This window comes from Stenotrophomonas sp. 3diitr2024 (genome assembly GCF_042136455.1).
In the GTDB taxonomy this organism is placed as follows: Bacteria; Pseudomonadota; Gammaproteobacteria; order Xanthomonadales; family Xanthomonadaceae; genus Stenotrophomonas; species Stenotrophomonas sepilia.
Genome location: NZ_JBHHMJ010000224.1, coordinates 1 through 342, shown reverse-complemented (window position 1 = coordinate 342; position 342 = coordinate 1). Strand labels below are relative to the sequence as shown.

1 pseudogene is annotated in these 342 nt (G+C 63.5%); it reads right to left on the bottom strand.

What is annotated here, in order from left to right:
- Positions 1–118 precede the first annotated feature (118 nt).
- A pseudogene (locus ABGA94_RS05125) lies at positions 119–342 on the bottom strand (hypothetical protein); the annotation flags it as partial.

Sequence of the window (342 nt, the reverse complement as noted above, 5' to 3'; positions counted from 1 at the left end):
TGGCGGCCACGTCCACCTGGTTGCCGATCGCCTTGAAGCGGGTGTTCTCCACGCGCACGCCGCCGATGAGGCGCAGCGCGCCCACGTCCCAGGTACCCATGGCGTAGCTGGCGAAGATTCAGCATTTTGATTGCCCAGCGGGTTTCCAGCCGAAGCATGCTGACAATCCTGTGTACGTCCCGGGCGGACTTGGCTTGGATTGGCCTCTACTGTGCGAGCCGACTATGCCGGCGCAGTTCATCGCCACGTTCAGGCCGCCGAGGAAATCGTGGGCCTGGTCGATGGCTGCCGAGACGGCCGCTTCATCGCTGACGTTGACGTTGAAATAGCGGGCCTTGTCGG